At 63.6% G+C, this 22,665-nt stretch carries 25 protein-coding genes; 13 read left to right on the top strand and 12 right to left on the bottom strand.

The window, feature by feature from the left end:
• Positions 1–50: 50 nt before the first annotated feature.
• Entirely contained in the window at positions 51–401 is a 351-nt protein-coding gene (locus M3465_RS01485) for a hypothetical protein (RefSeq protein ID WP_249499926.1), read from the top strand.
• A 35-nt stretch (positions 402–436) separates the two neighbouring features.
• Positions 437–901: a copper chaperone PCu(A)C gene (locus M3465_RS01480; RefSeq protein WP_249499925.1), complete on the top strand. Its 465-nt coding sequence runs from the start codon at positions 437–439 to the stop codon at positions 899–901.
• Positions 902–934: 33 nt separating this feature from the next.
• Here the strand turns inward: M3465_RS01480 and M3465_RS01475 are convergent, their stop codons facing one another.
• The 5 genes from M3465_RS01475 to lepA form a co-directional block, all read right to left on the bottom strand.
• Positions 935–1,630 carry an NAD-dependent deacylase gene (locus M3465_RS01475; protein WP_249500839.1) on the bottom strand — a complete coding sequence of 232 codons (696 nt, stop codon included), beginning with the start codon at positions 1,628–1,630 and terminating at the stop codon, positions 935–937.
• A gap of 19 nt (positions 1,631–1,649) precedes the next feature.
• The gene (locus tag M3465_RS01470; protein ID WP_249499924.1) at positions 1,650–1,832 is read right to left on the bottom strand and encodes a hypothetical protein; all 183 of its coding nucleotides are present in this window, start codon (positions 1,830–1,832) and stop codon (positions 1,650–1,652) included.
• Positions 1,833–1,917: 85 nt separating this feature from the next.
• Entirely contained in the window at positions 1,918–2,238 is a 321-nt protein-coding gene (locus M3465_RS01465; RefSeq protein ID WP_249499923.1) for a TraR/DksA family transcriptional regulator, read from the bottom strand.
• A gap of 81 nt (positions 2,239–2,319) precedes the next feature.
• Complete coding sequence (locus M3465_RS01460; protein WP_249499922.1) at positions 2,320–2,979, bottom strand: hypothetical protein; 660 nt, start codon at positions 2,977–2,979, stop codon at positions 2,320–2,322.
• A gap of 110 nt (positions 2,980–3,089) precedes the next feature.
• On the bottom strand, positions 3,090–4,892 hold the full coding sequence (lepA, locus tag M3465_RS01455) for a translation elongation factor 4 (protein WP_249499921.1): 1,803 nt from the start codon (positions 4,890–4,892) through the stop codon (positions 3,090–3,092).
• Positions 4,893–5,070: 178 nt separating this feature from the next.
• Between lepA and M3465_RS01450 the strand changes: the two genes are divergently transcribed.
• On the top strand, positions 5,071–5,418 hold the full coding sequence (locus M3465_RS01450; protein ID WP_249499920.1) for a hypothetical protein: 348 nt from the start codon (positions 5,071–5,073) through the stop codon (positions 5,416–5,418).
• On the opposite strand, the gene M3465_RS01445 is transcribed toward M3465_RS01450, so the two are convergent.
• Positions 5,412–6,170, bottom strand: coding sequence for an alpha/beta fold hydrolase (locus M3465_RS01445; RefSeq protein WP_249499919.1), 759 nt, complete (start codon positions 6,168–6,170; stop codon positions 5,412–5,414). The genes M3465_RS01450 and M3465_RS01445 overlap by 7 nt on opposite strands.
• A gap of 76 nt (positions 6,171–6,246) precedes the next feature.
• On the opposite strand from M3465_RS01445, the gene M3465_RS01440 reads away from it, so the two are divergent.
• The 3 genes from M3465_RS01440 to M3465_RS01430 are packed head-to-tail and all read left to right on the top strand — an operon-like array spanning position 6,247 to position 8,836.
• On the top strand, positions 6,247–6,609 hold the full coding sequence (locus tag M3465_RS01440) for a hypothetical protein (RefSeq protein ID WP_249499918.1): 363 nt from the start codon (positions 6,247–6,249) through the stop codon (positions 6,607–6,609).
• A 41-nt stretch (positions 6,610–6,650) separates the two neighbouring features.
• Entirely contained in the window at positions 6,651–7,316 is a 666-nt protein-coding gene (locus M3465_RS01435; protein ID WP_249499917.1) for an SDR family NAD(P)-dependent oxidoreductase, read from the top strand.
• A complete protein-coding gene (locus tag M3465_RS01430; protein ID WP_249499916.1) occupies positions 7,313–8,836 on the top strand; it encodes a cryptochrome/photolyase family protein in 1,524 nt (507 codons plus the stop codon). Before M3465_RS01435 ends, M3465_RS01430 begins: the two co-directional genes overlap by 4 nt.
• On the opposite strand, the gene M3465_RS01425 is transcribed toward M3465_RS01430, so the two are convergent.
• Positions 8,833–11,112: an NADP-dependent malic enzyme gene (locus M3465_RS01425; protein ID WP_249499915.1), complete on the bottom strand. Its 2,280-nt coding sequence runs from the start codon at positions 11,110–11,112 to the stop codon at positions 8,833–8,835. The two genes, M3465_RS01430 and M3465_RS01425, sit on opposite strands and share 4 nt — an antisense overlap.
• A 64-nt stretch (positions 11,113–11,176) precedes the next feature.
• Positions 11,177–11,368: a DUF3072 domain-containing protein gene (locus tag M3465_RS01420; RefSeq protein WP_249499914.1), complete on the bottom strand. Its 192-nt coding sequence runs from the start codon at positions 11,366–11,368 to the stop codon at positions 11,177–11,179.
• Positions 11,369–11,488: 120 nt separating this feature from the next.
• Between M3465_RS01420 and M3465_RS01415 the strand changes: the two genes are divergently transcribed.
• Genes M3465_RS01415 through M3465_RS01390 form a run of 6 tightly spaced genes read left to right on the top strand, consistent with a single transcriptional unit; the run spans position 11,489 to position 16,701 of the window.
• Positions 11,489–11,881, top strand: a complete 393-nt coding sequence (locus M3465_RS01415) for a cytidine deaminase (RefSeq protein WP_249500838.1) — start codon at positions 11,489–11,491, stop codon at positions 11,879–11,881.
• Positions 11,881–13,170: a thymidine phosphorylase gene (locus tag M3465_RS01410; protein ID WP_249499913.1), complete on the top strand. Its 1,290-nt coding sequence runs from the start codon at positions 11,881–11,883 to the stop codon at positions 13,168–13,170. The genes M3465_RS01415 and M3465_RS01410 overlap by 1 nt, the downstream gene beginning before the upstream one ends.
• On the top strand, positions 13,167–14,375 hold the full coding sequence (locus M3465_RS01405) for a phosphopentomutase (RefSeq protein WP_249499912.1): 1,209 nt from the start codon (positions 13,167–13,169) through the stop codon (positions 14,373–14,375). The genes M3465_RS01410 and M3465_RS01405 overlap by 4 nt, the downstream gene beginning before the upstream one ends.
• Positions 14,376–14,388: 13 nt before the next feature.
• Positions 14,389–15,393 (top strand): adenosine deaminase, encoded by a 1,005-nt coding sequence (locus M3465_RS01400; protein WP_249499911.1) that lies wholly within the window; start codon positions 14,389–14,391, stop codon positions 15,391–15,393.
• Positions 15,390–16,022 (top strand): uracil phosphoribosyltransferase, encoded by a 633-nt coding sequence (upp, locus tag M3465_RS01395; RefSeq protein ID WP_249499910.1) that lies wholly within the window; start codon positions 15,390–15,392, stop codon positions 16,020–16,022. The genes M3465_RS01400 and upp overlap by 4 nt, the downstream gene beginning before the upstream one ends.
• A gap of 58 nt (positions 16,023–16,080) precedes the next feature.
• The gene (locus M3465_RS01390) at positions 16,081–16,701 is read left to right on the top strand and encodes a hypothetical protein (RefSeq protein WP_249499909.1); all 621 of its coding nucleotides are present in this window, start codon (positions 16,081–16,083) and stop codon (positions 16,699–16,701) included.
• On the opposite strand, the gene M3465_RS01385 is transcribed toward M3465_RS01390, so the two are convergent.
• Entirely contained in the window at positions 16,702–17,727 is a 1,026-nt protein-coding gene (locus M3465_RS01385) for a hypothetical protein (protein ID WP_249499908.1), read from the bottom strand. It abuts the gene before it with no gap.
• 106 nt (positions 17,728–17,833) lie between these two features.
• Here M3465_RS01385 and M3465_RS01380 point away from each other — a divergent pair, with 106 nt between their 5' ends.
• A complete protein-coding gene (locus tag M3465_RS01380; protein ID WP_249500837.1) occupies positions 17,834–18,478 on the top strand; it encodes a sulfotransferase family 2 domain-containing protein in 645 nt (214 codons plus the stop codon).
• A gap of 67 nt (positions 18,479–18,545) precedes the next feature.
• Here M3465_RS01380 and M3465_RS01375 read toward each other — a convergent pair whose 3' ends face one another.
• From M3465_RS01375 to M3465_RS01365, 3 genes are read right to left on the bottom strand one after another with little or no spacing between them, the layout of a single operon-like run.
• Complete coding sequence (locus tag M3465_RS01375) at positions 18,546–20,744, bottom strand: 3-hydroxyacyl-CoA dehydrogenase NAD-binding domain-containing protein (RefSeq protein WP_249499907.1); 2,199 nt, start codon at positions 20,742–20,744, stop codon at positions 18,546–18,548.
• 11 nt (positions 20,745–20,755) lie between these two features.
• Positions 20,756–21,967 carry an acetyl-CoA C-acetyltransferase gene (locus tag M3465_RS01370; protein WP_249499906.1) on the bottom strand — a complete coding sequence of 404 codons (1,212 nt, stop codon included), beginning with the start codon at positions 21,965–21,967 and terminating at the stop codon, positions 20,756–20,758.
• A 13-nt stretch (positions 21,968–21,980) separates the two neighbouring features.
• Complete coding sequence (locus M3465_RS01365) at positions 21,981–22,619, bottom strand: glutathione S-transferase family protein (protein ID WP_249499905.1); 639 nt, start codon at positions 22,617–22,619, stop codon at positions 21,981–21,983.
• Positions 22,620–22,665: the final 46 nt, after the last annotated feature.

Genomic DNA, 22,665 nt, shown 5'->3' with positions numbered 1-22,665 from the left:
GTTTCCTTTTGTCGCCTTGCGATCGCGCCGTGGCAGCGTAGACCGATTCCATGCAGTCTTCGATACGCCGTTCGATTGGATTTCTTCTGGTTGCCCTGATCGGCGCGACCGGTGTTGAACTCGCCGCCGCGCGCGGACAGGCGCCGGCCGTTGGGATCATGGAAATCTGCACCGGCACAGGGCCGGTGCATGTTCTGGTCGATGAAGATGGCACGCCGACAGGCGGCACGGTCATTTGCCCGGACTATGCTATTGCGGGTCTTGTCGATTTGGAAAGGAACGAGCCCGCGGTAGCGCGTCATGAAATATGGGGCAAGCTCTGGACGGCGACTTACGAGCTTGTCTCGGCGGGGCGCAAAGCACCTGCCGAAATGGCACGCGGCCCGCCGCGTTTCGTTTGAGCGAAATTCACGAAACTCGAACGGAAAGACCAGACATGATCAAAACAATTCTGACCGGGGCAACAGCCCTATTCTTTGCCTTGCCCGCATTCGCCGAGATCGAGGTAAGCGATGCCTATGCACGTTCCGCCTCGCCGATGGCCAAGACGGGGGCGGCGTTCATGATCCTTCGCAACACTGGCGCCGAGGACGACCGGCTTGTCGATGTCTCCAGCGATATCGCCGCGAAGGTCGAGCTTCATACGCATGAAGAAAACGCAGAAGGCGTGATGCGAATGATCCATGTCGAGGAAGGCTTCGACCTGCCCGCCGGCGGCGAGACCGTCCTGCAGCGTGGAGGCAAGCACGTCATGATGATGGGGCTGAACGAACCTTTGGATGAAGGCAAGACAGTCAGCATCACGCTGACCTTCGAAAAGGCCGGCGACATGGTCGTCGATGTGCCGGTCGATCTCGAACGGCAGGATCACGGCGGAATGGATAAGGGCAAATCGCGGTAGCGGAAGATAGCGGGGCGGGCGATGTGCCCGCCCTTAGCGCTTCGGTTGAAGGAGCGCTTCGACCCAAGCCGGCACGATGTTGCTGGCCGGTCCGGTGATATGCGCGTCGAAGGCGCGTGACATATCGCTGTTCGTCAGGTTCAGCTCCGCGGTTTCGGCCCCGCTGCGCCGGGCCTCTTCGACGAAACCGGCGGCGGGATAGACCTGGCCCGAAGTTCCGATAGCGGCGAAAAGATCGCAGCTGTGGATCGCCGACAGGATACGCTCCATCTCATGCGGCATCTCACCGAACCAGACGATATCGGGGCGCGTGGCCGGCGCGGTGCAGGCGGGGCATGGATCGTCCGGTGACATCTCCGCTGGCGCGTCCCAGCGATAGGAGCAGGCCGCGCAAATCGCGCGGGACAAAGCACCGTGCATATGGATGGGACTTGCCCCTGCCGCTTCGAGAAGACCGTCCACATTCTGCGTCACAAGCGTGACCTCGCCCGGCCAATCGGCCTGCAATCTTGCCAGCGCGCGGTGGGCAGGGTTCGGTCGGGCCGAGGCCGCCTGTGCGCGGCGCATGTTGTAGAAACGGTGCACGAGGGCAGGATCGCGGGCGAAAGCCTCGGGGGTGGCGACATCCTCGATCCGGTATTGCGCCCAAAGCTTGCCCGCGTCGCGAAACGTGTCGAGCCCGCTTTCGGCCGAAAGGCCCGCGCCGCTTAGAATGACGATGCGTTCGATATCCGGCACGGGAGCGCAATCAGCCCTTGGAGATTTCCCGCGCCACATACCAGCTGACCGGAAGGCCCAGAAGCGCGCCGGCGGCCGCGGCGGCAACGATCGGCATGGGATCGACATAACCTGCGGTCAGCACGGCGATCACGCCGACGCCCGCGAGGGACGTGCCGATCAAGGAATATAGAATGGAAGCGAGGCGCAGCATCGAAGGCTCCTTTGCTAACGGATTTTTTGCGTTTATTCCACGCCGTGCAGGCTGCTTCCTTGACGCGGATCAAATCGCCGTGAGCTTAGGCAGAACGAGCGCAATCGCGGCACAGGGCGGTTTCAGGCACGGCCTTGAGCCGTTCATCCGAGATCTCGGCGCCGCACGAGGCGCAGGTTCCGTAGGAGCCATTCTCGATCCTGTCGAGGGCGGCATCGATGGCGCGGATGCGATCTACATCGGAGTTGCCGCGCGCCTGAAGCACCTCGTCTTCCTGCCGTTCGGAAGGAAGATCGTCCATGTCGTCGGACATCGGCTCATCCAGCCGATCCTCGATTTCGGCAAGATCGCTGGTGATCTCCTCGCGGCGTTTGAGCAGAAGCGATTTTTGTTCAGAGGTGTCCATCTTCGGTCTCCTGTGATTGCCGCCGAGCCTGCGCGGATTTGACGGTTCGGGCATTGACCTGAGGCAAACGCGCGAGCCGCGCTAATCGTTCACGACGCGCAGGCCGATATTTCCGATCACGGTGTTCCGCCCGTAATCGCGATGCATGAGCACGCCATCGGCGATATAGAGGTCTTCGACGTCGAAGATGAAAGGGCCGATGCCCGTCGAAGCGACGCGCAGTTTGTCCGTGCCGGCAATCGCATCGCGCCCCTTGAGCGTGACATATTCCGTGCCTTGCAGGATCAGTTGGAAGCGGGTCGGATCCGAGTTGGCCGCAAGGTTGCTCACGATGAAGAGAATCTCGTCATAGTCGGTGATTCGGTCCTCGCGGAAATGACACACACCTTCGTAGCTGCCCAGTGCGGCGGCGGTCAGCCCGGCGACCGCGATCGTGACCGGCGCGGTGGCGATGGCGGTCGCCGTGCCGAACGCTCCGCCCGCGCTGCCGGCGACGGTACTGCCGGCGGATACCGCGCCGCTGACTCCGCTGCCGATCATGCTGGCGCCCGAAACCGGGTTCTCCAGCGTGTAGACGCCGAGGGCGCGGACGCCTTCACCGGCCGCTCCGGCAACCGCTCCGGCGGTGGATTTTGCGACCTTACCGGCCTTTTCGGCAAGGATGCTGGGGCGGAAATCGCAGATCTCCGCCTGTGCGGAACTGGCTGCGAGGGTGAGGGCGGCAATCAAAAGCGCGCGCATGGGTTTGCTCCTGCTCGGGACTCGCGCGGGATCCTAGCGGGTGTCGGCCCGTATTGGCAGCGCTCTCCGCTCACGAAACCGTGGATCGGCAAGGCAATGCCGGGGCGTTCTCAGGTGTCCATCTTCAGGGCCGAGATGAAGGCTTCCTGCGGGATGTCCACCTTGCCGAACTGGCGCATCTTCTTCTTGCCGGCCTTTTGCTTTTCCAGAAGCTTCTTCTTGCGGGTCGCGTCGCCGCCATAGCATTTCGCCGTCACGTCCTTGCGCAGCGCGGCCAGCGTTTCGCGGGCGATCACCTTGCCGCCGATGGCCGCCTGTATCGGGATCTTGAACATATGGCGCGGGATCAGATCCTTGAGCTTTTCGCACATGGCCCGCCCACGCGTTTCCGCGCGGTCGCGGTGCACCATGGTGGAGAGCGCATCGACCGGCTCGTCGTTGACGAGGATCTGCATCTTCACGAGGTTATCCTCGCGATAGCCGATCACCTGGTAATCGAAGCTGGCATACCCCTTGGTAACGGATTTCAGCCGGTCGTAGAAATCGAATACCACCTCGTTGAGCGGCAGATCGTAGACGACCATCGCGCGGCTGCCCGCATACGTCAGATCGAGCTGGATGCCGCGCCGGTCCTGGCAGAGCTTGAGCACATCGCCCAGATATTCGTCGGGCACGAGGATCGTCGCCTTGATGCGCGGCTCTTCGAGATGGTCGATGGTGGAGGGGTCGGGCATGTCGGCGGGGTTGTGCAACTCCTGCATCTCGCCGTCCTTGGTGTAGACGTGATAGATCACCGACGGCGCGGTGGTGATCAAATCAATATTGTATTCGCGCTCCAGCCGGTCGCGCACCACTTCGAGATGCAGCAGGCCCAGAAACCCGCATCGGAAGCCGAAGCCGAGCGCGGCGGAGGTTTCCATCTCGTAGGTGAAAGACGCATCGTTGAGCGCCAGCTTCTCGATGGCGTCGCGCATATCCTCGAAATCATTGGCATCGACCGGGAACAATCCGCAGAACACCACCGGGATCGACGGTTTGAAGCCGGGCAGGGGCGTTTCGGTGCCCTTCTTTTCGGTCGTGATCGTATCGCCGACGCGAGTATCGGCGACGCGCTTGATCTGGGCGGTGATGTAGCCGATCTCGCCGGGGCCAAGCTCGTCCACCGTCTGCATCGCAGGGCGGTAGACGCCGATCCGGTCGATGTCATAGGTGCCGCCGGTCTTCATCATCTTGATGCGCTGGCCCTTTTTCAGCACACCGTCGATCACGCGGACGATCACCACGACGCCCAGATAGGGATCGTATTTGCTGTCCACCAGCATCGCCTTGAGCGGCGCATCCCGCTCCCCGCCATGCGGCGGCGGCAGACGTGTGACGATGGCTTCCAGAACGTCGGGAATCCCCAAGCCGGTCTTGGCCGAAATCTCGACCGCCTCCGAGGCGTCGATGCCGATCACATCCTCGATCTGTTCCTTGACGCGCTCGGGCTCGGCGGCGGGCAGGTCGATCTTGTTGAGCACTGGCACGATCTCGTGGTCGGCGTCGATTGCCGTATACACGTTGGCCAGCGTCTGCGCCTCGACGCCCTGCGTTGCGTCCACCACCAGAAGCGAGCCTTCAACCGCACGCATGGAGCGACTGACCTCGTAGGCGAAATCCACGTGGCCCGGAGTGTCGATCAGGTTGAGGATATAGACCTCGCCATCGGCGGCCTTGTATTCGATCCGCACGGTATTGGCCTTGATCGTGATGCCTCGCTCGCGTTCGATATCCATCGAGTCGAGAAGCTGCTCCTTCATCTCCCGTTCGGTGACGGTGTTGGTGGATTGGATCAAGCGGTCGGCCAGGGTGGATTTCCCGTGGTCGATATGGGCAACAATGGAAAAATTGCGGATGCGCGAAAGCTCTGTCATGGGGCGGATATGATGCGGTTTCAACCTCCGGTCAAGATGGCGCGAGGGCGGCCCGCTCCTTATGCAAAAGGTGATTTGAAATATCTCAGCGTTTGAGGCACGGTTGAGCCGGGCAGCCTTGCGGGTAGGGTGGCGCAAGACCATCCGCGCGGGGCGCGATGAAACCGGGCAGGCAATCATGAGAATATTTGCAGCATTGATGATGGCGGCGCTGCTTGCGGCTTGCGGAGGCGGGCGCGTCGACCGGATCGACAGCGGGGTCGTCACGCGTTTGTCCAGCGGGCCGATCAGCCGCGCATGTAACGCATCCGATCGCAAAGCGCGCAATCCGCGTCTGTGCGGATGTATACAATGGGTCGCCGACCAAACGCTTTCCGGCAGCGATCAGCGCAGATCGGCCAAGTTCTTCCGCGATCCGCAGCGCGCACATGACGTCTGGATGTCGAAATCGTCTTCCGACGACGCGTTCTGGGATCGCTACAAGCGGTTCTCGGGCAGTTCGGAACGCTATTGTCGGGGCTATTGATCGAGAAACGCCCTGACGGCGGCTTCGAACTCGCGCGGCTTTTCGGCGTGCAGCCAATGGCCGGCGCCGGGGATTTTCACGAAACGCGCTTTCGGGAACAAGGCGCGGATCGCCGGGCGATGCGCATGCGTGACGTAGTCGGATTGCGCACCTGACAGGAACAGAGCGCGCCTGTCGAACGTCGCGTCGATCTCGGGAAAGCCGAGGATATGCGGCATCTGATCGGCCAGCGCATCGAGGTTGAGTTTCCAGCGGCGGTTTTTCAGATCGAGCGACTGGGTGAAAAACGCCTGCAGGGTGGTGTCCTCGACATACGCGGCAAGCTGCGCGGCGGCGTCCGAGCGTTTTTCGACCTGCGCCAGATCGACGGCGCGCATCGCTTCGATGAATTGCATCTGCGAATGGGTGTATGCGACCGGCGCGATATCGGCGACGATCAAACGATTCACCAGATCGGGCCGCGTCAGCGCGAGCACCATCGCCGCCTTGCCGCCCATCGAATGCCCGACCACGTCCATGGGTGCGCCCTCGGCCTCGATTACCTCTGCCAGATCGCCGGCCATGTCGGTATAAGTATGGCTCTCGGCCCAGAAGCTGTCGCCGTGATTGCGCATATCCACCGCGACCGTTCGTCCACGATCCGAAAGCCGTTTGGCGATCACGCCCCAGTTGCGGCCCGAGCCGTAAAGCCCGTGCACGATGAGAAGCGGCGTGGCGGACCCGTCCGAGGGGTTTGGAAGGATGTTCAACATCGTGCCTGCATACTGCGCGGATGGCGGCTTGAGCAAGCCTGAGCGGCGACGTATCACTTGTCTTATGAACACGGGCATGGCGATCACGGATCAGGCAGAAGAGCTTTGCGCCTTGATGGCGCACCGGCTGGGCCAGCGGCGCGGTCCGCTCTCGCGCCGTCTGGCGCGGTCGCGGCGGCGTTTGCCCGCTTCGGTGCGTTCGGATATCGCCAGGATCGCAGAGGCTGACGCCATGGCGCAGAACCCGCGCCTTGCCGCCCGCACTGATCCGGGCGCGACACAAGCCGAGTTCGAACGTGCGCGAAGCTATCTGGCCGGAATCGACATCAAGGATCGCCGCAAAGGTCAGATCCTGTCCGTTCTCGGCAGCGTTGCGTTCGATCTGCTTGTGGTGACGATCCTCGTCATCACCGTCTTGCGCTGGCGCGGTCTGGCCTGATCCGGTTGACTGGCGGGGCGGCGGGCCTAGCTGAATGCGCCATGAAAAATGCACTTGTGATAGGCGCCAGCGGCGGTATCGGCAGCGCGGTTGCAGCGGCGCTTTCGGCGCGCGGCGTGGCGGTGACGGGTCTTTCGCGCAGCGAAGACGGTCTGGACGTGACCGACGAGACCAGCATCCGCGACGCGCTGAGCGCTTTGGACGGGCCGTTCGATTTGATCTTCGTAGCCACGGGCGCGCTTGTGATCGATGGTGCCGAGCCAGAAAAGACGTTGAAATCGGTTACGGCTAAAGCGATGGCGGATCAGTTTTTGTTGAACACGGTCGGCCCGTCGCTGGTGCTCAAACACGCAATCCCGCTTTTGCCGCGCAAGGGAAGGGCCGTCTTTGCGGCACTTTCGGCCCGTGTGGGGTCCATCGGCGATAATGGGCTGGGCGGCTGGTACAGTTACCGCACCGCGAAGGCGGCGCTCAACCAGATGCTGCACGGCGCGGCGATAGAGCTTGGCCGGACGCACAAGGATCTAATCTGCGTCGCGCTGCATCCCGGCACGGTGGCGACCGAGTTCACCGCGAAATACGCCGACTCGCACCCGACCGTGCCACCCGAGGAGGCCGCCGGGAACCTCTTGCGCGTGATCGAGGGGCTTGATCCGGCGCAAAGCGGCGGGTTCTACGATTGGCAGGGCAAGGAAATCCCCTGGTGAGCCGGCTCGTTCTGGTCCTCGGCGATCAGCTGAGCGATACGCTCTCCGCACTGCGGGAGGCCGAGAAGGCCAGCGATGTGATCGTCATGGCCGAGGTTTCGGACGAGACCACCTATGTGCAGCATCACCCCAAGAAAATCGCCTTTATCTTCGCCGCGATGCGCAAATTCGCGGCGCGGCTGCGCGGGGATGGATGGGATGTTCGCTATACGCGGCTCGACGATGAGGGCAACGCGGGCTCAATTCCGGGCGAGCTGCTGCGCCGTGCCGAGGAGATTGGCGCAACCGAGGTGATCGCCACCCAGCCGGGCGAATGGCGCCTGATCGCAGCCCTTGAGGATATGCCGCTGCGGCTGGCGATGAAACCCGATACGCGGTTCATCAGCACGCAGGCGGAATTCGACCGCTGGGCCGAGGGACGCAAGGCGCTTCGGATGGAGTATTTCTACCGCGAGATGCGGCGCAAGACGGGTATCCTCATGGATGGGGACGAACCCGAGGGGGGCAAGTGGAATTACGATGCCGAGAACCGTAAGCCCGCTCCGAAAGACATCGCTTTCAGCGGCCCGATGCAATTCACGCCGGATGACACGGTGGAGGATGTTCTCAACCTGGTTGAAGCGCGGTTCGGCAACAGTTTCGGCGCGCTTCGCCCGTTTTCCTTTGGCACCGATCAGGGGCAGGCCCGGCGCGCGCTCTCGCATTTCATCATCTACGCGCTGCCGCGTTTCGGCGATTATCAGGACGCGATGCTGAACGATAATCGCTTCCTCTATCACGCGCTGGTGTCACCCTATCTGAATGTCGGGCTGCTGGATCCGCTTGAGGTCTGCCGCGCGGCGGAGGATGCCTATTACGACGGCCACGCACCGCTGAACGCGGTCGAGGGGTTCATTCGCCAGATCCTCGGTTGGCGCGAATATGTCCGTGGCATCTATTTCCGCGAAGGCCCGGATTATCCGCGCCGCAACGCGCTGAACCACCAGCGCGCGCTGCCCGATTTCTACTGGACCGGCGAGACGGAGATGAACTGCCTCTCGAAGGCGATCACCCAGACGGCCGAAGAAGCCTATGCCCATCATATCCAGCGCCTCATGGTGACGGGCAATTTCGCTCTGCTCGCCGGGGTGAACCCAGCCGAGGTGCATGACTGGTATCTGCGCGTCTATATCGACGCCTATGAATGGGTCGAGGCACCCAACACGATTGGCATGAGCCAGTTCGCCGATGGCGGGATCATCGCGTCCAAGCCCTATGTCTCCTCGGGGGCGTATATCAACCGGATGTCGGATTACTGCAAATCTTGCCGCTACCGGGTGCAAGACAAGACGGGGCCGGATGCGTGTCCCTTCAATCTGCTCTACTGGCATTTCCTGGACCGCCATCGGCAAAGGTTCGAGGGCAACAACCGCATGAGCCGCATCTATGCCAACTGGGACCGGATGGATGCGGACCGCAAGGAAACGGTCCTTACCGAAGCGCAGGCTTTTCTGGAAAAGCTAGGCCGCGAAAAGGTCTAGCCGTATTTCGCTACCGGCGTGCCGGCAATCGCCGCCATGTTGAGCAGCCCGCGCGGTGTGATACCCGGTGTAACGACATGCGCGCGGTTGCCCATGCCCATGAGGATCGGCCCCACCTCCAGCCCGCCAGCCTTGGATTTGAGGATGTTCCGCGCCGCGGAGGCCGCGTCTGCATGGCCGAATATCAGCACATTGGCGCTGCCTTGCATCCGGTTGCCGGGGAAAAGCCGCTCGCGCAATTCCGGGTCGAACGCAGCATCGACATTCATTTCGCCCTCATAGCAGAAATCGCGCGGCGCCTGATCCAGAAGCCGCATCGCCTCGCGCAGCCGCTTGCCGGAGCCTTCGGCCTGATTGCCGAATTGCGATTGCGAGCAGAAGGCAATGTTGGGCGCCAACCCGAAGCGGCGCACATGGCGCGCGGCGCCGATCGCAGTTTGCGCCAGTTCTTCCGGGGTGGGCAGCGAGCGCACATGCGTATCGGCGACGAAGAGCGGGCCGTCTTCAAGGATGATCAGGCTGAGCGCGCCATGTGCGCTGAGGCTGTCGGAGCCGAGAACCTGTTCGATATAGTTCAGATGCCAGCGATATTCGCCAAACGTGCCGCAGATCAGGCTGTCGGCTTCATCGCGATAGACCATTACCGCGCCGATGGCGGTGGTGTTGGTGCGCATGATCGCACGGGCCAGATCGGGCGTGACGCCGCGCCGTGCCATGATGCGGTGATAGGTCTCCCAATAGTCGCGGTAGCGCGGGTCGTTTTCCGGGTTCACGATGGTGAAATCGCGGTCCGGGCGGATCTCCAGCCCGAGCCTTTCGCAGCGTGTGGCAATCACCTCCGGCCGGCCGATCAGGATCGGCGTTTCGGTGGTTTCCTCGAGGATCGCCTGCGCCGCGCGCAGCACGCGCTCGTCCTCGCCCTCGGCAAAAACGATGCGCCGTGCGGCGGTGGCCGCCGCCTCGAAAACCGGGCGCATGAGCAAGGCGGATTTATAGACGCTCGCATCCAGCTTATCCTTGTAGGCCTTGATATCGGCAAGCGGGCGCTGCGCGACGCCCGACTCCATCGCCGCCTTCGCCACAGCGGTCGAGACGACGCCCGACAGTCGCGGATCGAACGGTTTGGGGATCAGGTAATCCGGGCCGAAGGTGAGTTGCTCGCCCTGGTAGGCCGCCGCCGCTTCCGCGCTGGTTGTTGCGCGCGCGAGCTTGGCGATCCCCTCGACGCAGGCGATCTGCATCGCGTCGTTGATTTCCGTTGCGCCCACATCGAGCGCCCCGCGAAAGATGAACGGGAAACACAGCACGTTGTTGACCTGATTTGGATAATCGCTGCGCCCGGTGGCCATGATTGCGTCCGGGGCCACTGCCGTGACCTCATCGGGAAGGATTTCGGGGTTGGGATTGGCCAGCGCGAAAATAATCGGACGCGTCGCCATGCGCGCTACCATGTCCGGCTTGAGAACCTTCGGCCCGCTGAGACCGAGAAACAGATCGGCGCCGTCGATCACCTCGTCCAGCGTGCGCAGATCGCTTGTCTGGGCAAAGGCCGCTTTCTGGGGGTTCATATCCTCGGTCCGGCCTTCATAAACCAGCCCGTGAATGTCGCACAGCCAGATGTTCGAACGCCGCACGCCGAGCTTGACGAGCATGTTGAGGCAAGCGATCCCCGCCGCGCCGCCGCCCGTGGAGACGATCTTGATATCCTCGAACGATTTGCCCGCGACGTGAAGCGCGTTGGTCGCCGCCGCGCCGACGACGATGGCGGTGCCGTGCTGGTCATCGTGGAAGACCGGAATATTCATCCGTTCGCGGCAGATCTTTTCGACGATAAAACAATCGGGCGCCTTGATGTCTTCAAGGTTGACCGCCCCGAAGGTGGGCTCCAGCGCGCACACGATTTCGGCCAGCTTTTCGGGATCGGGTTGGTTCACTTCGATATCGAAACAATCGATATTGGCGAATTTCTTGAAAAGGACCGCCTTGCCTTCCATCACCGGCTTGGACGCCAGCGCACCGATATTTCCGAGGCCAAGTACGGCGGTGCCGTTGCTGACGACGGCGACCAGATTGCCCTTCGCGGTATAGCGCGAAGCTGCCGTTTCATCGGACTGGATCTCGATACAGGCCTCGGCCACGCCGGGTGAATAGGCGCGCGCCAGATCGCGTCCGTTCGCCATCGGTTTGGTGGCACGGATCTCGAGTTTGCCCGGTTTCGGATGCTCGTGATAGAAAAGCGCCGCCTGACGCAGCGTCTCGTTATTGTTGTCGGACATGCTGTCTCCCCCGAAAGCTATGCCTCAGGGGTAGCCGCATTTTTGCAGGAGGAAAAGGCCGCGCCTAGCTGAGATATTCCTCCAGATGCGCGATGCGGCGCTCAGCCTGACGGCGCGTCAGGCTACCGTCGAAGGCTTCTCCGGCTCGGGAAGTGAGTTCGCGTAGCTTGACCGCCTGCTTCTCGGTCATTTCCTCTTCGGGATCGGGGCCAAGCCCGACGGAAGGGTCGAGCGCGAGGCTGTTCTGCATGGGCATGGTCGGTCTCCTTTCTGACAAGTCAACGCGACGTTCCGATGCGCGGTTCCCCCCGGCCCTTGCAATCGCGGGCGCGCGCTCGCAATCATGGCATCCGCAACGCAGCTGCCGGGGGCATGGATGGAATTGAGGCAAAAGGCGCTCAGCGTCAGGGAAAACGCGCATGCGCCCTATTCGAATTTCAGGGTCGGGGCGGCCTTGCGCACACCGGATGGCCATATCTTTACCGGGTGCAATGTCGAGAATGTCGCCTATCCCGAAGGCACCTGTGCCGAGGCCGGGGCCATCGCCGCGATGGTGGCGGCGGGCGAGCGCGAGATCGTGGAGGTCTATGTGATCGCAGACAGTCCCGATCCGGTGCCGCCCTGCGGCGGATGCCGCCAGAAGCTCGCCGAGTTCGCCGGTGCCGATGTGCCGGTCACGCTTGCGACCACGCAGGGCACGGAGCGGCGGACGACCGTAGGCAATCTCTTGCCCGGCGCGTTCGGCCCGGGCCACATGGATCGCGCGTGATGGATGCACGCAGCGTCATTGCCGCGCTGCGCCGGGGGGAAGCGCCGGACGCCGAGGCTCTGGCCTGGTTCGCGCGCGGGCTCGCCGATGGCAGCGTCAGCGATGCGCAGGCCGGCGCTTTCGCGATGGGCGTGTGCTGCAACGGGCTTGGCGATGCCGGGCGCGCCGCCTTGACGACCGCCATGCGCGACAGCGGGGCGGTGCTGCGCTGGGATCTTGGCGCGCCGGTGCTGGACAAGCATTCAACGGGCGGTGTGGGCGATTGCGTGAGCCTCGTTCTGGCCCCCGCGCTCGCCGCCTGCGGCGTCTATGTCCCGATGATCTCGGGACGGGGGCTAGGCCATACCGGCGGCACGCTCGACAAGCTCGAGGCGATTCCCGGGTTGCGCACGGATCCCGGAGAGGCGCAGTTCCGGCGGATCGTCGCGGAGGCGGGCTGCGCCATCGTCAGTGCCACGGCCGATATCGCGCCCGCCGACAAACGGCTCTACGCGATCCGCGATGTGACGGCGACTGTCGAAAGCCTCGATCTCATCACCGCCTCGATCCTGTCCAAGAAACTCGCCGCCGGGCTCGATGGGCTGGTGCTCGACGTCAAATGCGGATCGGGTGCCTTCATGAAGACGCCTGAGAAGGCACGCGCTCTGGGCGGCGCGCTGGTGGAGACGGCCAAGGCGGCGGGGTGCCGGGCGTCGGCGCTCATCACCGATATGTCGCAGCCGCTGGCCAGCAGCCTCGGCAACGCGCTCGAAGTGGCCGAGGCGATGCGCGTGATGTGCGGCCAGTCCGAAGGACGGCTGGCCGAGTTGACCATCGCGCTGGGCACGGCGCTGTTGCAAAGCGCGGGTTACGAGGATGCCGAGATGATACTGCGGAAGGCCATCTCCTCGGGTGCGGCGGCGGAGCGGTTCGGGCGCATGGTCGCCGCGATGGGCGGGCCTGTGCAATTCGTCGAAAACTGGGCGCGTTTCCTGCCCGAAGCGCCGGTGATCCGCGAGGTGATAGCGCCGCAAGCCGGCACCGTTACCGCCATCGACGGCGAGGCGCTCGGGCTTGCCGTGGTCGGTTTGGGTGGCGGCCGGCAGGTGGAAACCGACAGGATCGATCCTGCCGTGGGTCTTTCCGACGTTGTGTCGCTGGGCAGCCGCATCGCAAAGGGCCAGCCGCTCGCGCGCATCCATGCGGCCCGCGAGGAACAGGCCGATGCCGCCGCACAGGCCGTGCTCGCCGCGATACGTTTCGGGGAAGATGCCCCGCCAACCAAGCTGATACTGGAGACAGTCATATGAGCCGTGCCTTTCTGATCGTGATGGATTCCGTCGGTATCGGGGGCGCACCCGATGCGGGCGAGTTCTTCAACGACAGCACGCCCGATACCGGGGCAAATACCGTGCTGCATATCGCCGAAGCCTGCGCGCGAGGGGAGTCCGAGGACCGCCGATCAGGTCCGCTTCGCGTTCCCAATCTGGCTGCGCTGGGCCTTGGCCCCGCGCTAACATTGGCCTGCGGGCAAACTGCGCCGGGCCTCGATGTTGTGCCGACAGGCTGCTGGGCGGCCGCCACGGAGGTATCACGCGGGAAGGACACGCCCTCGGGCCATTGGGAGCTTGCCGGTCTGCCGGTGCCCTGGGACTGGACCTATCTACCCGACACGCAGCCGGCGTTTCCGCCCGATATCACCGCGCGGATTTGCGAGCTTGCCGGCACCGATGGCGTTCTTGGCGATTGCCACAGCAACGGGGTCAAGGTCATCGAGGAGTTCGGCGCCGAGCATCTGCGCACGGGAAAACCGATCTGCTACACCTCCGCCGACAGCGTGGTGCAGATCGCCGCTCATGAAGAGGCGTTCGGGCTGGAGCGCCTGATTCGGCTTTGCGAGGATCTTGCCCCGATGGTTCACGAGCGCCGCATCGGGCGGGTGATCGCGCGGCCTTTCGTGGGCACCGAAGGCGCGTTCGAACGCACGACGAACCGCCGCGATTTCGCCATCGCCCCGCCCGAGCCGGTGCTGACCAACTGGGTTCAGGATGCCGGGCAAAGGGTGATCGCGATCGGCAAGATCGGCGATATCTTCTCCATGTCGGGCATCGACGAGGTTCACAAGGGCAGCGATGCGGTGCTGATGGAGCATCTGGCGGCACAGATCGAAACCGCGCCGGACGGCGCGCTGGTCTTTGCCAATTTCGTCGAGTTCGACAGCCTCTATGGGCATCGCCGCGACGTGTCGGGATACGCTCGCGCGCTCGAATGGTTCGATGGCGAAATCGGCAAGCTGCTTCCGACGCTTCGGGACACTGACCTGTTGCTCATCACCGCCGATCATGGCAACGACCCGACCTGGACCGGATCGGATCACACCCGCGAACGGGTGCCGGTGCTGATCGCCGGCGCGGGGCAGGGCGAGATCGGACCCGTCGGCTTTGTGGATGTCGGCGCCAGCGTTGCCGCGCATCTGGGCATACCGGCGCAGGGGCCGGGACGAAGTTTTCTCTAGCAAGGGATCGAACATGAACGAAGAGCAATTGCACCGGATCGAACGGCTGCCCAAGGTCGAGCTGCATCTGCACCACGAGGGCGCAGCCCCTCCGGCGTTCATCCGCGCGCTGGCGCAGAAGAAATCGATCGGCCTCGATGGCGTTTTCGCGCCCGATGGCAGCTATGCGTTCCGCGATTTCGTCCATTTCCTCAGCGTTTACGAGGCGGCGACGCAGGTGCTCAGGACGCCGGAGGATTACGCGCGGCTGACCACGGCGCTGCTGGAGGAATGTGCCGCCAACGATGTGATCTATGTCGAATCCTTCATCTCGCCCGAATTCTGCGGCGGCGGTGATCTGGCTGCATGGCGCGAATACCTTCATGCGATCCAGGACGCTGCGGACGCGGCAGAGCGTGACATGGGCATCATCCTGCGCGGCATCGTCACCTGCATCCGCCATTTCGGCCCCGAACGTGCCAAGGCCACGGCACGATGCGCCGCCGAGACGGCGGGCGACTGGATCACCGGCTTCGGCATGGGCGGCGACGAGAATATGGGCCAGCAAAAGGACTTCGCCTACAGTTTCGACATGGCGCGCGAGGCCGGTCTGCAATTGACTACCCATGCCGGCGAATGGGGCGGGGCGCAATCGGTGCGCGATGCGGTGCAGGATCTGGGGGTCGAACGCATAGGCCACGGCGTTCAGGCCGCGAGCGATCCCGCGCTGCTCGATCTTCTGATCGAGAAAGGCGTCACGCTGGAGGTCTGCCCCGGTTCGAACGTGGCGCTCGGCGTTTATCCCGATCTGGCCAGCCATCCGATCGACATGATGCGCAAGCGCGGCGTGAAGGTCACGGTCTCCACCGACGATCCGCCTTTCTTTCACACCACCATGCGCACGGAATACCGCAATCTTGCGCAGACCTTCGGCTGGGATGCCGAGGTGTTCGCCGATATCAACCGCACCGCCGTCGCGGCGGCCTTCTGCGATGAACAGACCCGCGCGCGGGTTCTCGAAAAACTGGAGCACGCATGAGCCAGCATCTCACCATCGTCGAACACCCGCTCGTTCAGCACAAGCTGACCCTGATGCGCGAGAAGGACACATCGACCAAATCCTTCCGTCAGCTCTTGCGCGAAATCAGCCTGCTGCTCGCTTACGAGGTCACGCGCGGATTGCCGATGACCACGCGGCGGATCGAAACGCCCATGTGCGAGATGGACGCGCCGGTGATCGATGGCAAGAAGCTGGCGCTGATCTCGATCCTGCGAGCGGGCAATGGGCTGCTCGACGGTATTCTCGAACTGATCCCGGCGGCGCGGGTCGGTTTCGTGGGGCTTTACCGCGACGAGGAAACGCTCAAGCCCGTGCAATATTACTTCAAGGTGCCGACCGGGCTCGACGAACGGGTCACGATCCTCGTCGATCCGATGCTTGCCACCGGCAACAGCTCCGCCGCGGCGGTCGATCTGGTCAAGCAGGCGGGGGCGACGAACATCATCTTCCTGTGCCTTCTCGCCGCGCCGGAAGGCGTCGCGCGCATGAGGGAGGCCCACCCGGACGTGCCCATCGTGACCGCCTCGCTCGATGAACGGCTCGACGAACGCGGGTATATCGTGCCGGGGCTTGGCGATGCCGGGGATCGGATGTTCGGGACGAAATAACGCTTTACAGGCAAGGGGCTGGCAGGCAGTCTCGCCCTGCATCTGTGGGGACGGATACATGACTGCTTTCACATCCCGGGCCTTGGCCGTGCTGGCCCTGCTCGCCTTCACCGCAACCGGGGCGCTTGCGCAGGGCGCACGCTCTGTCGGCCCGCCGGCCGAGGCGCCGCCCGAAGGCTACAAGGCGCGGCAATATGTCGATAGCCGCGGCTGTGTCTATGTGCGCGCCGGTGTCGACGGCGCGGTGAACTGGGTGCCGCGCGTGTCGCGGGATCGCAGGCCGATTTGCGGTCAGGAGCCGAGTATTCCGGCGCAACCGGTCGCGAAGGCTGCGCCCGAGATCGTCACCGCGCCGGCCCCGCAGCGCGCCGTGCGCGGTGTTCCGAACCGTGATCTGCCCAACCCGAAATACACCGCACCGAAGCGGTCGGCCGAAACGCGGATCGTTCCGCTGCATGTCTATACGGCGCAGGGCGATAGGCTGCCGCCCGTGCCCAAGGGCTACAAGCGCGCCTGGGAGGACGACCGGCTCAATCCCCACCGGGCGCATATGACGCCCGAAGGCTATATCGCCTCGCAACGGGTAATGAGCCATACCGTTCCCCGCCGCAGCGTCAGCGGCGCGACGACGATCCAGAGGCCCGTGATCGTCGGGCGCGGGAAAGGGCTCGGACACTGATCACTCGCCGCAAATTCCCTGTAGCCGCAGCCAATCTGCATCGCTGAGCACCGGGCGGGCGCCGCCGCCGGCCATCGGGTCGGCCTCGATCAGCGGCAGCGTGGTTTCGCCTGTCACGTCGAGCGCATAGGCATAGGGCGTCGAGCGCAGCTCGGCCGTTTCGAAGGCGGCGAGCAACATGTCATTCGACAGGGCCGGCGGGTTTTGCGACAGCAGATGCTCTGCGTATCGTTCGAGATCGGTTTCGCTCATCTCGCCGGTCGTCAGCAATCGCAGGCTCGACCACAGGCCAGTCTGAACGAGCATGTCTTCCAGCGGATCGCGGCTGAGCGCGCGGAGCCGTTCGGCGAGGATGTAACCGGCGGTCACATCGGGATCTTCGGGATCCTCGACAAGCGAGCGATTGAGAAGGATGCGTCCACCGGGGAGATGGGCCGTCGTTTTCACGCCGCCCGGAAGCACCACGAGCGCGCCGCGCTGACCGGGGCCGAGCACGCGGGACGCCATGCGGCGCAGCGGTTCGGTTGCCTCGCGCGATGTGCAAGCGGCACCGGAAATGCGCGTGATCCGTTCAAGAAGCGCGTCGCCGATTTCGTCGCGTTTGACCGCCGGAACCACCTGTACGGTATGGCGCAGCAGCGCATCGGGAAGCCAGAAAATCAGCCCCGCCAGCACGAGCGCAGCGATGAGCGCAGTGATCCAGACGCGCAGTTTTCCGGGGCGGGGGCGGCTTTTCTCGATGGCGGTGCGGATACGTTCGATCGCATCGATCATCTCGGGACTGTCCTTGCCGAGTTCGAGCGTTTCGCCCGGATCGCCGTCGGGATGGTAAATGGCAGGTGTCTGCCCCTTGTTTGCGCGCGCCACGGCGGCGACGGACCAATGCGCCAGCACGTTTTCCCGCAGATCGAAAATGGTAAGGGACGCATTGCCGAGCGAGACGATGACATCCTTGCGTTGATCTTCGGGCGTTGCGCGCCAGATGCCTGCGGCTTCAAGCCGTTGAAATTCCTTGAGCGCGGTCATGCGGGCTGCTCTGCCTCATTGATTGGACAAAGCCTACACAAGGCGCGCTTTCCGCGCAATGCGCCAGCCGCTTGCCAGTGTCTGCAATCGCTGCCACACCCGGCGCATGATCATCTCGCCGGGACGCCGTTTCATCTTCGTTCACATTCCCAAGACGGGCGGCACATCGATGGCGCTCGCGCTCGAGGACCGCGCGCATCGCGACGACATCCTGATCGGCGACACACCGAAGGCGCGGAAGCGGAAGAACAGGCTTGCCAAGCTGCGCGGGCGAGGCCGGCTCTGGAAACACAGCACCCTTGCCGATATCGACGGGATCGTTTCGCCGGACGCGCTTGACGGGATGTTCGTCTTCACGCTGGTGCGGAACCCGTGGGACCGGCTGGTCAGCTATTATCACTGGTTGCGCGCGCAAAGCTTCGCACATCCTGCGGTCACGCTCGCCGCGGCGCTGCCATTCCCTCAATTCGTGGCGCATGAGCAAACCCGCACAACACTTTCCGCCGCGCCCTATCGCAGCTACACGCGCGATGCGTCTGGGCAGGATCGCGCGGCGCTTTTTATCCGGCTGGAGCATCTGGAAGAGGATCTCGGCCCACTTTCGCAGCACCTGGGGTTCACGCCAGCCCTGCCGCATGTGAACAGATCCGACCGGCCACGCGATCATCGCAGCGTCTATACGGATGCCGCCGCCGAAGCGGTGGCACAAATATGCGCAGAGGATATAGAGCAGTTCGACTATCGGTTTTGACCTCAACATTGAAACGCCGCCCGGCCGGGCCGGACGACGTCTAATGAACAAGGTCTGAAGAAACGGTTTACGCGGCCTGATCTTTCTGCCCGAACCGCCCATAGAACGACTGGCCCTTCGCCGCCATGTCGCGCAGCAAGTCGGGGCAGGCGAAGCGCTCCCCATATGCTGCCACCAACTCGTCGCAGCGTGCGGCGGCATATTCCGCGCCCAGCATGTCGAGCCACGAAAATGGCCCGCCCGACCAAGGTGCAAAGCCCCAGCCAAGGATCGCGCCCACGTCGCCTTCGCGAATGTCCATGAGCACCCCATCCTCCAGCGCGCGCACCGCTTCAAGCGACTGCGCGAAAAGCAGGCGGTGCTGCACATCGACAAGATCGGGCCGGTCGTCCGATTGCGGATATTGCGCCTTGACCACGTCAGACAGCCCCTCACGCTTGCCCTTGTCGTCGTAGTCGTAGAACCCCGCGCCGGTCTTGCGGCCCAGACGGCCTTGCTCTTCCATCCAGAAGATCACCTCGTCCACCTCGCCATCGGGATAGGCATCGCCCATCGCCGCACGGGTCGCGCGGGCGATCTTGGCGCCCAGATCAATGGATGTCTCGTCCACCAGTTGCAGCGGACCGAGCGGCATGCCGACCATCTTCGCCGCGTTCTCGATCAGGGCAGGGGCCACGCCCTCCTTCACCATGCGGATGCCCTCGTTGATGTAGGGAATGATGCAGCGGTTGGCATAGAAGAACCGCGCGTCGTTCACCACGATGGGCGTCTTGCGGATCTGGCGTACGAAATCGAGCGCCTTGGCCACCGCGCGGTCGCCGGTCTCGCGGCCCTTGATGATCTCCACCAGCATCATCTTTTCCACCGGAGAGAAGAAATGGATGCCGATGAACTGCTCGGGCCGTTTGCTGGCCTTGGCCAGATCGCTGATCGGCAGGGTCGAGGTGTTGGTGGCGAAGATGCACTCCTCGCCCACGACCTTTTCGACCTCCGCCGTCACTTCGGCCTTGATCTTCAGGTCTTCGAACACCGCTTCAACAATCAGATCGCATCCCGCGAGATCGCCGTACTCCGTGGTCGCCGTGATCCGCGCCAGCATGGCGTCGGCCTTGTCCTGCGTGATCTTCTTGCGGCTGACACCCTTGGCGGCATAGTCCGCGGAATACGCCTTGCCCTTGTCCGCTGCTGCCTGCTCGCGGTCCAGAAGCACAACCTCGATCCCCGCCTGCGCCGACACCAGGGCGATCCCGGCACCCATCATGCCCGCGCCCAACACGCCGACTTTCTTGACTGACTGATCGTCAACGCCCTCGGGCCGCACCGCGCCCTTTTCCAGCGCCTGCTTGTTGATGAAAAGCGACCGGATCATCGCCGAGGATGACGGGTTCAGCAGCACATTGGTGAACCATCGTGCCTCGATCCGCAGCGCCGTGTCGAATTCGACCAGCGCGCCCTCATAGACCGCCGACAGAAGCGCCTTCGCCGCAGGGAACGCACCCTTGGTCTTGCCGTTCACCATGGCAGAGGCTCCGACAAAGGTCATGAAGCCTGCGGGGTGATAGGGCGCGCCGCCCGGCATCTTGTAGCCCTTGGCGTCCCACGGCTTGACCAGATCGGCATCTTTCGCGTTCAGCACCCACTCGCGCGCAGCGGCGACCGGATCGTCCACCACCTCGTCGATGATGCCCGCCGCCTTGGCCTTCTTCGGGTCGGACAGTTTGCCTTCGAGCAGGAAGGGCGAGGCCGCCATCGCCCCCATCTTGCGCACCAGCCGCGTCGTGCCGCCAGCGCCGGGGAAGATGCCGACCATGATTTCGGGCAGACCGATCTTGGCTTTCGGATTGTCGGCGGCAAAGATGCGATGCGTGGCCAGCGGCAGTTCCAGCCCGATGCCAAGCGCCGTTCCGGGCAGGGCGGCCGCAATCGGTTTGCCGCCCTTGAGCGTCTTGGGGTCCATCCCGGCACGCTCGATCTTGCGCAACATGTGATGCCCGTTCATCGTGAACTCGAAAAGCGCCTTGGCGGGATCGTCTCCCGCCTCGGCGCGGATCGTCGCCAATGTGTTCAGGTCCATCCCGCCCGCGAAATCGGCCTTGCCGGACGTGATGACGATGCCCTTGACGGCCTCATCGGCCAGCGCGTCGTCGATCAGGTCATTGAGAACGACCATCGATTCCCGCGTCATGACGTTCATCGATTTGCCCGGCACGTCCCAGGTGATGAGGGCGACGCCATCGGCGTCCTTGTTCATGGTGAAATCGGTCATGTCGATGCTCCTCAAACCCGTTCGATGATGGTGGCCGCGCCCATGCCGGACGCGATGCAGAGCGTGGCGAGCCCCGTGCCTTTGCCGGTGCGCTCGAGCTCGTCGAGCAGCGTGCCGATGATGATCGCGCCCGTCGCACCCAGGGGATGGCCCATCGCGATGGCGCCGCCATTGACGTTCACCTTGCCGGCGTCCACGTCGAAGGCCTGCATGAACCGTAGCACGACGCTGGCAAACGCCTCGTTCACCTCGAACAGATCGATGTCGCCTATGCCCATGCCGCTGGCGAGAAGGATCTTCTCCGTCACCGGAACCGGCCCGGTCAGCATGATCGTCGGATCGGTGCCGATCTTGGCCGTCGCCTTGATGCGGGCGCGGGGCTTGATGCCCCATTTCTCGCCGAATTCCTTGCTGCCGATGAGCACCCCGGCAGCGCCGTCCACGATGCCCGAGGAATTGCCCGCATGGTGGATGTGGTTGATCCGCTCCAGATGCGGGTATTTCATTAGCGCCACGGCATCGAAACCGGGCATCACCTCGCCCATCTGCTGAAACGCGGGGTTGAGCGCGCCGAGGCTTTGCATATCCGTCTGGGGGCGCATGTATTCGTCGCGCTCGAGGATCGGCAGGCCGTTCTGGTCGCGCACCGGGAGGATCGACTTGTCGAACCGCCCCTCGTCCCAGGCCGCCTTGGCGCGGCGCTGGCTTTCGACAGCCAGCTGGTCCGCCTCGTTGCGGGAAAAGCCATACTCCGTCGCGATGATGTCGGCAGAGATCCCCTGCGGGACGAAATAGGTCTCCATCGCAAGCGACGGGTCGACGGCAATCGCCGCGCCGTCGCTACCCATGGCGACGCGGCCCATCATCTCGACCCCCCCGGCAATGTAGGCGCTTCCCGCGCCACCGGCGATCTGGTTGGCGGCGAGGTTCACCGCCTCCATGCCGCTGGCGCAAAAGCGGTTGATCGCAAGGCCGGGAATACTTTCGTGCAGGCTTGAAGCGAGCACGGCAGATCGCGCAAGGCAGCCGCCCTGTTCGCCGACCTGCGTGACATTGCCCCAGATCACATCCTCGACGGCATGGCCCTCCAGCCCGCTCCGCTCCCTGATCCCGTCCAGCACCTGCGCGGACAACCGCACGCTCGTCACCTCATGCAGGCTGCCATCCTTGCGGCCCTTGCCGCGCGGCGTGCGCACGGCGTCGTAGATATAGGCTTCCGTCATATCAGTCTCCGTTTCAGGCCCGGTCCGCAGGGGAGCCGGGCATCAGATCGTAGGGGTGTTTCCAACCGGGCACAGATTCGATGTTCGACAGCCACCGGTCGATATTGGGCCAGTCCGCGCGGGCGAACCCGAAAGGTTCGGGATAGAAAAGATACCCGCAGCAGGACAGATCGGCATTGGTGAGCGCGTCGCCGACGATCCAGTCGCGCCCGCCCAGATGGGTGTCGAGCACGCCGAGCGCGGCTTTCAGCCGTCCCTGAAGAAACGCGATCACCTCGGCCGGGCGTTTATCCTCCGGCATGAAGTTCATCAGGAACCGGGTCATGCCGGCCTGGCTCGACAGCTTGTGATTGTCCCAGAACATCCAACGTATCACTTCGCGCGCATCCCGCGCTGTCGCACCCCCGAAATTGCCGGTCTTTTCCGTCACATACATCTGGATCGCGCCAGACTGTGACAGCCGCATGTCGCCATCGACAAGCACCGGCGCTTCGCCCATTGCGTTTACATCACGCCGATACTCGGGTGAGCGCGTCTCACCGCCAAAGAAATCCACCTTGACCGGCTCCCAGTCGAGTCTGGCAAGCTCCAATGCCAGGGCGGCCTTGTAGGCGTTGCCGCTTTCACCAAAACAGTAAAGCTGAAGGGTCATGGGCGGCTCCTTTTTGAGTATTTAGGACGAGAAGAAGACGAGCCAG

The sequence above is a fragment of the Marivita sp. GX14005 genome, assembly GCF_023370775.1.
In the GTDB taxonomy this organism is placed as follows: Bacteria; Pseudomonadota; Alphaproteobacteria; order Rhodobacterales; family Rhodobacteraceae; genus Marivita.
Note: the sequence above shows the minus strand (reverse complement) of the source record. Positions and strands in the feature narration are given on the sequence as shown.

What these genes read in the sequence shown, in the direction of transcription:
- M3465_RS01485 (WP_249499926.1), top strand. Translation starts at nt 51, where the DNA reads ATGCAGTCTTCGATACGCCGTTCGATTGGATTTCTTCTGGTTGCCCTG.
- M3465_RS01480 (WP_249499925.1), top strand. Translation starts at nt 437, where the DNA reads ATGATCAAAACAATTCTGACCGGGGCAACAGCCCTATTCTTTGCCTTG.
- M3465_RS01470 (WP_249499924.1), bottom strand. Translation starts at nt 1,832, where the DNA reads ATGCTGCGCCTCGCTTCCATTCTATATTCCTTGATCGGCACGTCCCTC.
- M3465_RS01465 (WP_249499923.1), bottom strand. Translation starts at nt 2,238, where the DNA reads ATGGACACCTCTGAACAAAAATCGCTTCTGCTCAAACGCCGCGAGGAG.
- M3465_RS01460 (WP_249499922.1), bottom strand. Translation starts at nt 2,979, where the DNA reads ATGCGCGCGCTTTTGATTGCCGCCCTCACCCTCGCAGCCAGTTCCGCA.
- lepA (WP_249499921.1), bottom strand. Translation starts at nt 4,892, where the DNA reads ATGACAGAGCTTTCGCGCATCCGCAATTTTTCCATTGTTGCCCATATC.
- M3465_RS01450 (WP_249499920.1), top strand. Translation starts at nt 5,071, where the DNA reads ATGAGAATATTTGCAGCATTGATGATGGCGGCGCTGCTTGCGGCTTGC.
- M3465_RS01445 (WP_249499919.1), bottom strand. Translation starts at nt 6,170, where the DNA reads ATGTTGAACATCCTTCCAAACCCCTCGGACGGGTCCGCCACGCCGCTT.
- M3465_RS01440 (WP_249499918.1), top strand. Translation starts at nt 6,247, where the DNA reads ATGGCGATCACGGATCAGGCAGAAGAGCTTTGCGCCTTGATGGCGCAC.
- M3465_RS01435 (WP_249499917.1), top strand. Translation starts at nt 6,651, where the DNA reads ATGAAAAATGCACTTGTGATAGGCGCCAGCGGCGGTATCGGCAGCGCG.
- M3465_RS01425 (WP_249499915.1), bottom strand. Translation starts at nt 11,112, where the DNA reads ATGTCCGACAACAATAACGAGACGCTGCGTCAGGCGGCGCTTTTCTAT.
- M3465_RS01420 (WP_249499914.1), bottom strand. Translation starts at nt 11,368, where the DNA reads ATGCCCATGCAGAACAGCCTCGCGCTCGACCCTTCCGTCGGGCTTGGC.
- M3465_RS01415 (WP_249500838.1), top strand. Translation starts at nt 11,489, where the DNA reads ATGGAATTGAGGCAAAAGGCGCTCAGCGTCAGGGAAAACGCGCATGCG.
- M3465_RS01410 (WP_249499913.1), top strand. Translation starts at nt 11,881, where the DNA reads ATGGATGCACGCAGCGTCATTGCCGCGCTGCGCCGGGGGGAAGCGCCG.
- M3465_RS01405 (WP_249499912.1), top strand. Translation starts at nt 13,167, where the DNA reads ATGAGCCGTGCCTTTCTGATCGTGATGGATTCCGTCGGTATCGGGGGC.
- M3465_RS01400 (WP_249499911.1), top strand. Translation starts at nt 14,389, where the DNA reads ATGAACGAAGAGCAATTGCACCGGATCGAACGGCTGCCCAAGGTCGAG.
- upp (WP_249499910.1), top strand. Translation starts at nt 15,390, where the DNA reads ATGAGCCAGCATCTCACCATCGTCGAACACCCGCTCGTTCAGCACAAG.
- M3465_RS01390 (WP_249499909.1), top strand. Translation starts at nt 16,081, where the DNA reads ATGACTGCTTTCACATCCCGGGCCTTGGCCGTGCTGGCCCTGCTCGCC.
- M3465_RS01385 (WP_249499908.1), bottom strand. Translation starts at nt 17,727, where the DNA reads ATGACCGCGCTCAAGGAATTTCAACGGCTTGAAGCCGCAGGCATCTGG.
- M3465_RS01380 (WP_249500837.1), top strand. Translation starts at nt 17,834, where the DNA reads ATGATCATCTCGCCGGGACGCCGTTTCATCTTCGTTCACATTCCCAAG.
- M3465_RS01375 (WP_249499907.1), bottom strand. Translation starts at nt 20,744, where the DNA reads ATGACCGATTTCACCATGAACAAGGACGCCGATGGCGTCGCCCTCATC.
- M3465_RS01370 (WP_249499906.1), bottom strand. Translation starts at nt 21,967, where the DNA reads ATGACGGAAGCCTATATCTACGACGCCGTGCGCACGCCGCGCGGCAAG.
- M3465_RS01365 (WP_249499905.1), bottom strand. Translation starts at nt 22,619, where the DNA reads ATGACCCTTCAGCTTTACTGTTTTGGTGAAAGCGGCAACGCCTACAAG.